6 protein-coding genes are annotated in these 5,373 nt (G+C 42.4%); all 6 read left to right on the top strand.

Annotated elements, in window-relative coordinates; genetic code table 11:
- The first annotated feature begins 155 nt into the window (after positions 1-155).
- The 6 genes from J2Y67_RS27445 (at position 156) to J2Y67_RS27420 (ending at position 5,114) form a co-directional block, all read left to right on the top strand.
- Positions 156-302, top strand: a complete 147-nt coding sequence (locus J2Y67_RS27445; protein ID WP_310179342.1) for a hypothetical protein — start codon at positions 156-158, stop codon at positions 300-302.
- Positions 303-456: 154 nt separating this feature from the next.
- Positions 457-1,635, top strand: coding sequence for an acyl-CoA dehydrogenase family protein (locus J2Y67_RS27440; RefSeq protein WP_310179340.1), 1,179 nt, complete (start codon positions 457-459; stop codon positions 1,633-1,635).
- 78 nt (positions 1,636-1,713) lie between these two features.
- A complete protein-coding gene (gene fabG / locus J2Y67_RS27435; RefSeq protein ID WP_310179338.1) occupies positions 1,714-2,478 on the top strand; it encodes a 3-oxoacyl-ACP reductase FabG in 765 nt (254 codons plus the stop codon).
- 20 nt (positions 2,479-2,498) lie between these two features.
- Positions 2,499-2,948, top strand: coding sequence for a MaoC family dehydratase N-terminal domain-containing protein (locus J2Y67_RS27430; RefSeq protein ID WP_310179335.1), 450 nt, complete (start codon positions 2,499-2,501; stop codon positions 2,946-2,948).
- Complete coding sequence (locus tag J2Y67_RS27425) at positions 2,945-3,346, top strand: MaoC family dehydratase (RefSeq protein ID WP_310179333.1); 402 nt, start codon at positions 2,945-2,947, stop codon at positions 3,344-3,346. The genes J2Y67_RS27430 and J2Y67_RS27425 overlap by 4 nt, the downstream gene beginning before the upstream one ends.
- A gap of 94 nt (positions 3,347-3,440) precedes the next feature.
- On the top strand, positions 3,441-5,114 hold the full coding sequence (locus J2Y67_RS27420; protein WP_310179331.1) for a long-chain fatty acid--CoA ligase: 1,674 nt from the start codon (positions 3,441-3,443) through the stop codon (positions 5,112-5,114).
- Positions 5,115-5,373: the final 259 nt, after the last annotated feature.

The following is a 5,373-nucleotide window of genomic DNA, read 5'->3' as shown; positions in this document are numbered from 1 at the left end:
TTTCCGCCAGTTGGATGTAGTTTAGCGCTAGTTACGGGCATTTAAACGCTAGTTGGAAATCTTTTCGCCAGTTGGAGTGCGCCTTCCGCTAGTTGAAGCCGGCTTTCCGCCAGTTGGATGTAGTTTAGCGCTAGTTACGGGCATTTAAACGCTAGTTGGAAACCTTTTCGCCAGTTGGAGTGCGCCATCCGCTAGTTGAAGCCGGCCTTCCGCCAGTTGGAGATAGTCTATCGCTAGTTGCGAGCACCTATACGCCAGTTGCAAGCGTCATAACGCCAGTATATAACTGTCTAAATAGATAAATTTAAAAATACCCTCACATAAAGCTTGTGTTATCTGAAAGTTCAGAATAAAATAAAGTTAACATACCAACCGGTAGGTATGTTCCCGAAGCGTTTTGCATATTATTTTTGTGGTAATAGGGAAGATTCTAAGAATTAGAATGGAGTGAATGGCATGCATTTACGACTTACCGACGAACAGAAAATGGTGCAAAAGACAATTAGAAGATTTGTAGAAAAAGAGCTGATCCCGCTTGAAAATGATGTGCTGAGAAATGAAAGAGAAGGCAGGCCCAGCCTCCCGCCTGAAAAGCTAAAGGAACTGCAATTAAAGGCGAAGGCAGCCGGCTTTTGGGGAATTAATACTCCAGAAGAATACGGCGGTGCCAATCTTGGACAAATGATGATGGCGATTGTGTTAATGGAGGTTTCCAAAACGTTTGTGCCATTCCAATTTGGCGGTTCTGCCGATAATATTCTTTATTATGGAAACGAAGAACAAAAGAAGAAATATTTAATTCCAACCATTAACGGCGAAAAGAAATCCTGTTTTGCGATGACCGAGCCTGGTGCCGGGTCTGATACACGAAATATTAAAATGACTGCTGTAAAAGAAGGCAATGAATGGGTGCTAAATGGAGAAAAGACTTTTATCACTGGAGGAAATGAAGCCGATTTTGTTATGGCGATTGCGATTACCGATAAAGAACTCCATCAAAAAACATTAGGTCGCGAAGGGGTTACCTGTTTTATTGTCGATAGAGAAATGGGCTGGAAATCAGAATATATACATACAATGGGAGAATGGGGACCAGCCGGGTTAGTTTTTGAAAATGTTCGTGTTCCGGAGGAGAATATTCTTGGCGAAGTCCATAAAGGATACAACCTCGGTCTTGAGTGGATTGGTTTTGCCAGATGGAACGTTGGGGCAAGAGCAGTCGGGTCAGCGGAGCGATTATTGCAGATGGCAATCGATTATTCAAGAGAGCGAATTACCTTTGGCAAGCTAATTTCCGAAAGACAGGCCATTCAGTGGCAAATAGCTGATTCTGCGGTTGAAATCGAAGCTGCCAGATGGTTAGTATTAAATGCTGCATTCACGCTTGATCAAGGCGAAGACAACCGCCACTTAGCTTCAATGGCTAAATTATTCGGGTCCAATATGGGCAACCTTGTTGTCGATCGCGTTTTGCAAATTCATGGCGGTATGGGCTATACAAAGGCATTGCCAATTGAACGCTGGTACCGTGAAGCCAGACTTTGGAGAATCTATGATGGTACAGACGAAATTCAGCGGATGATTATTGCCAGAAATCTGATTAAAGGTCATGTAAAAATAGGTCAATCTATTTAATAGGTAAGAATTGTAAGCGTTCTCTTACTTATAGTATGATAAAGAGACTAATAGAATTGATTGTTGGGAGGAATTGAAATGGCTGGAAGATTTACAGGGAAGGTAGCATTTGTAACAGGCGGAAGCCGTGGGATTGGCAAAGGAATTGTGGAGCTTTTTGCAGAAGAAGGCGCAAAGGTTGCCTTTATTGATTTAAATGAAGAAGCATTATATGAAACAACAAGTGAATTAAGAGAAAAAGGCTATGAGGTCTATTCGAAGGTTGCCAATGTGGTCGATGCCGAGCAGGTGGAAACCACAGTTAAAGAGGTCTATGAAACATTTGGATCCGTAGACATTCTTGTCAATAATGCTGGGGTAATCCGTGATAACATGCTGTTTAAAATGACGGATTCTGATTGGCAGATGGTCATGGATGTTCATTTAAAGGGCTCCTTTAATGCAGCACGTGCTGTCCAAAAATATATGGTGGAAAAGAAATATGGACGGATCATTAATATTTCCTCTACTTCTGCCCTTGGAAACCGCGGTCAAGCTAATTACGCAACTGCCAAAGCTGGCTTACAGGGCTTTACGAAGACTTTGGCGATTGAACTTGGTAAATATGGAATCACGGCAAATTCGGTGGCACCTGGTTTTATTGAAACAGAAATGACCAAGGCGACTGCAGAAAGAATCGGTATTCCATTCGAGACCTTGGTTGAGGCAAACGTGTCACAGATTCCAGTTGGCAGAAGCGGCAAGCCGGCCGATATCGCCAATGCGGTTGCTTTCTTTGCTGATGAAAAATCATCGTTTGTCAGCGGGCAGGTTATTTATGTTGCAGGCGGACCAAAATGCTAATCTTGTGAGGTGGGATAGAATTGTTTAAAGATCAAATTGGCAAGCAATCAACCAAAATAAAGAATGTCGTTGAAAGAGGCGCAATTAAGAAATTTGCTGAAGCCATTGGCGATTTGCAGCCAATCTATTTTGATGAAGAGGTCGGAAAACAATCAAGATATAAATCCAATATTGCACCGCCGACGTTTCCAAGGGTTTTTGATTATGGGGAAATTGAAGGCTTTCATCTTCCTGTTAAAGGCTTAATTCATGGGGAACAAACCTTTCATTATGTTCGGTCATTGTTGGTAGGAGAAGAAGTTTACTGCTATTCCATCGTAAAAAGCTATGTAGAGAAAAAAGGCGGGTTTGGGAAAATGGGTTTTCTTGTGCTTGAAAGCTTTGGAGAGGATGCAGCCGGAAATACCCTTTTTAGCTCTACCTCGACCATTGTTATTTCTGAAGCGGTGAGGAAGGTGTTAACACCATGAGTCCATTGTCACAGTTACAGGTTGGAGAATCGGTGAAAGAAATTCAGCTTGAGCCTGTCTCAAGGCTCGACCTAATCAGATATGCAGGAGCTTCGGGAGATTATAACCCAATCCATACGATTGATGAAGAGGCAAAAAAAGCTGGACTGCCGGGGATTATTGCCCATGGGATGTGGACCATGGGAAACCTTGCAAAGCTGTTTACTTCCTATTTTGAAGAGGGATTCATTCAGGATTATTCCATCCGGTTTAAAGGAATGGTCTTTTTAAATGATGTCATCACTCTTAAAGCAAGATTAGTAGAAAAACAGGATCAAACCCTTCGCTTTAAAGTTGAAGCAGTTAATCAGGAGGAGAAAGAGGTGTTAAAAGGGGAGGTCGTGTATCACCTGTATTAAGAGAAGAATAGAGGAGGCATTTGTCTCCTTTATATTTTAAAAAATGATAGCGTTTACAATTCTGGAAAAATAATAAGTTTAGGAGAGTTGATCAATGCTAACCCTACATTACAAATATTGGCCGCAAATACCGAAATCTTTGAAACTTCCATCCACATCACTTTATCACAACCTTAAGGTTAGTGCGGATCGTTATCCAGATCAAGAAGCAATCTATTATTATGGCAGCAGCCTCACTTATCAACAATTAGACGAGGAAGTCATCAGCCTTGCCGGTTATTTGCAGCACAAACTCGGTGTAGCAGCAGGTGATAAGGTATTGCTGTTTATGCAGAACTCTCCGCAATTTGTCATCGGATACTATGCCATTTTAAGGGCAAATGCAGTTGTGGTTCCTATCAATCCCATGTTAACAGCGGATGAATTGGAATTCTATATTCGTGATTGTGAAATCAAAACAGCATTAATTGGGCAGGAACTATACGGGCAAGTCCGTCCATTGTATGGAGCAACAACCCTAAATAATCTAGTCATTGCTACATACTCAGATTATATTTCCAATGATTTTACCGGTATTCTTCCAAATGAGGTTGAAGCCGAGAGAGTTGTTTTTAATGAGTCTAACCATTTCCTTTGGAGTGATACGATAGAGTCGAAGCTCATTCCAACTGAACATACGACCAAAGGCGAGGATTCAGCAGTCCTTCCCTATACTTCCGGAACAACCGGACTACCAAAAGGGTGTATGCACACAAACCGTTCGGTGAATGCAAATACGATCGGAGCCTATTACTGGTCGCGCACGACAACGAATTCTGTCCATTTAACAACCTTGCCGCTATTCCATGTAACAGGAATGGTTCACAGCATGCATATGCCGATTTTTGCAGGTGGCACAATGGCCATTATGACAAGATGGAATCGAGAGGCGGCAGTTGAGTTAATCAAAACGAAGGCCTGCACCCATTGGGTAGCGATTGCCACGATGATTGTGGATTTCCTCGCAAATCCGAAATTAAAAGCAGAGGATATCACAAATTTAACTTCCCTATCCGGCGGTGGTGCAGCATTACCGGAAGCGGTTGGGGAAAAATTGTTTAACCTTACCGGGTTACGGTTTGTCGAAGGCTATGGATTGTCTGAAACAATGGCTCAAACTCATTTCAACCCTGCAGACCGTCCAAAAATGCAATGTCTTGGAATCCCATCCTTTGATGTTGATGCTCGGATTATCGAACCCGGTACGGGAAAAGAATTAAGTGTCGGAGAAGTAGGAGAAATCGTTGTCAATGGTCCTCAGGTAATGGTCAGTTATTATAACCGGGACGATGAAAATAGAGGCTCCTTTATGGAAATTGGCGGGAAAACGTTTTTCAGAACGGGCGATATTGGCCGTTATGATGAAGAAGGATATTTCTTTATTGTAGACAGGGTGAAAAGGATGATTAATGCATCCGGTTTTAAGGTTTGGCCGACAGAAGTGGAGTCTTATCTTTATAAACACCCGGCCATTCAGCAGGCTTGTGTCGTCGGTGTTCCAGATTCAAGAAGAGGGGAAACGGTGAAAGCATTTGTAATATTAAACGAAAATCATGAAGGGAAAATAAGCGAGGAAGACATTATTGAATGGTCCAAACAGCATATGGCCGCTTATAAATATCCGCGTGAGGTTGAGTTTAGAAAGCAATTCCCAATGACCAGCAGTGGAAAAATATTATGGCGCAAGCTTCAAGAAGAAGAACTTGAAAAAACAGAGAATAAAGTGTAATAAGAGGAATTATTTTTTAGAAAAAATTTCTTCATATTCTTTGTTTCATTAAAATATAGATTCTATGCGACCGAATCCGAGGAAGAATCTCGTCCGCGGTAGCGTAGCCATGTTCTATGCGACCGAATCCGAGGAAGAATCCCGTCCACGGTAGCGTATCTGGGTTCTATGCGACCGAATCCGAGGAAGAATCTCGTCCGCGGTAGCGTAGCCATGTTCTATGCGACCGAATCCGAGGAAGAATCCCGTCCACGGTAGC

The sequence above is a fragment of the Neobacillus niacini genome (genome assembly GCF_031456445.1).
Taxonomy (GTDB): Bacteria; Bacillota; Bacilli; order Bacillales; family Cytobacillaceae; genus Neobacillus; species Neobacillus niacini_I.
This window is presented reverse-complemented; position numbering and strand designations above follow the sequence as displayed.

Bases quoted from the DNA above. Each gene is read 5' to 3' on its own strand.
- J2Y67_RS27440 (WP_310179340.1), top strand. From the start codon at position 457: ATGCATTTACGACTTACCGACGAACAGAAAATGGTGCAAAAGACAATT.
- fabG (WP_310179338.1), top strand. From the start codon at position 1,714: ATGGCTGGAAGATTTACAGGGAAGGTAGCATTTGTAACAGGCGGAAGC.
- J2Y67_RS27425 (WP_310179333.1), top strand. From the start codon at position 2,945: ATGAGTCCATTGTCACAGTTACAGGTTGGAGAATCGGTGAAAGAAATT.
- J2Y67_RS27420 (WP_310179331.1), top strand. From the start codon at position 3,441: ATGCTAACCCTACATTACAAATATTGGCCGCAAATACCGAAATCTTTG.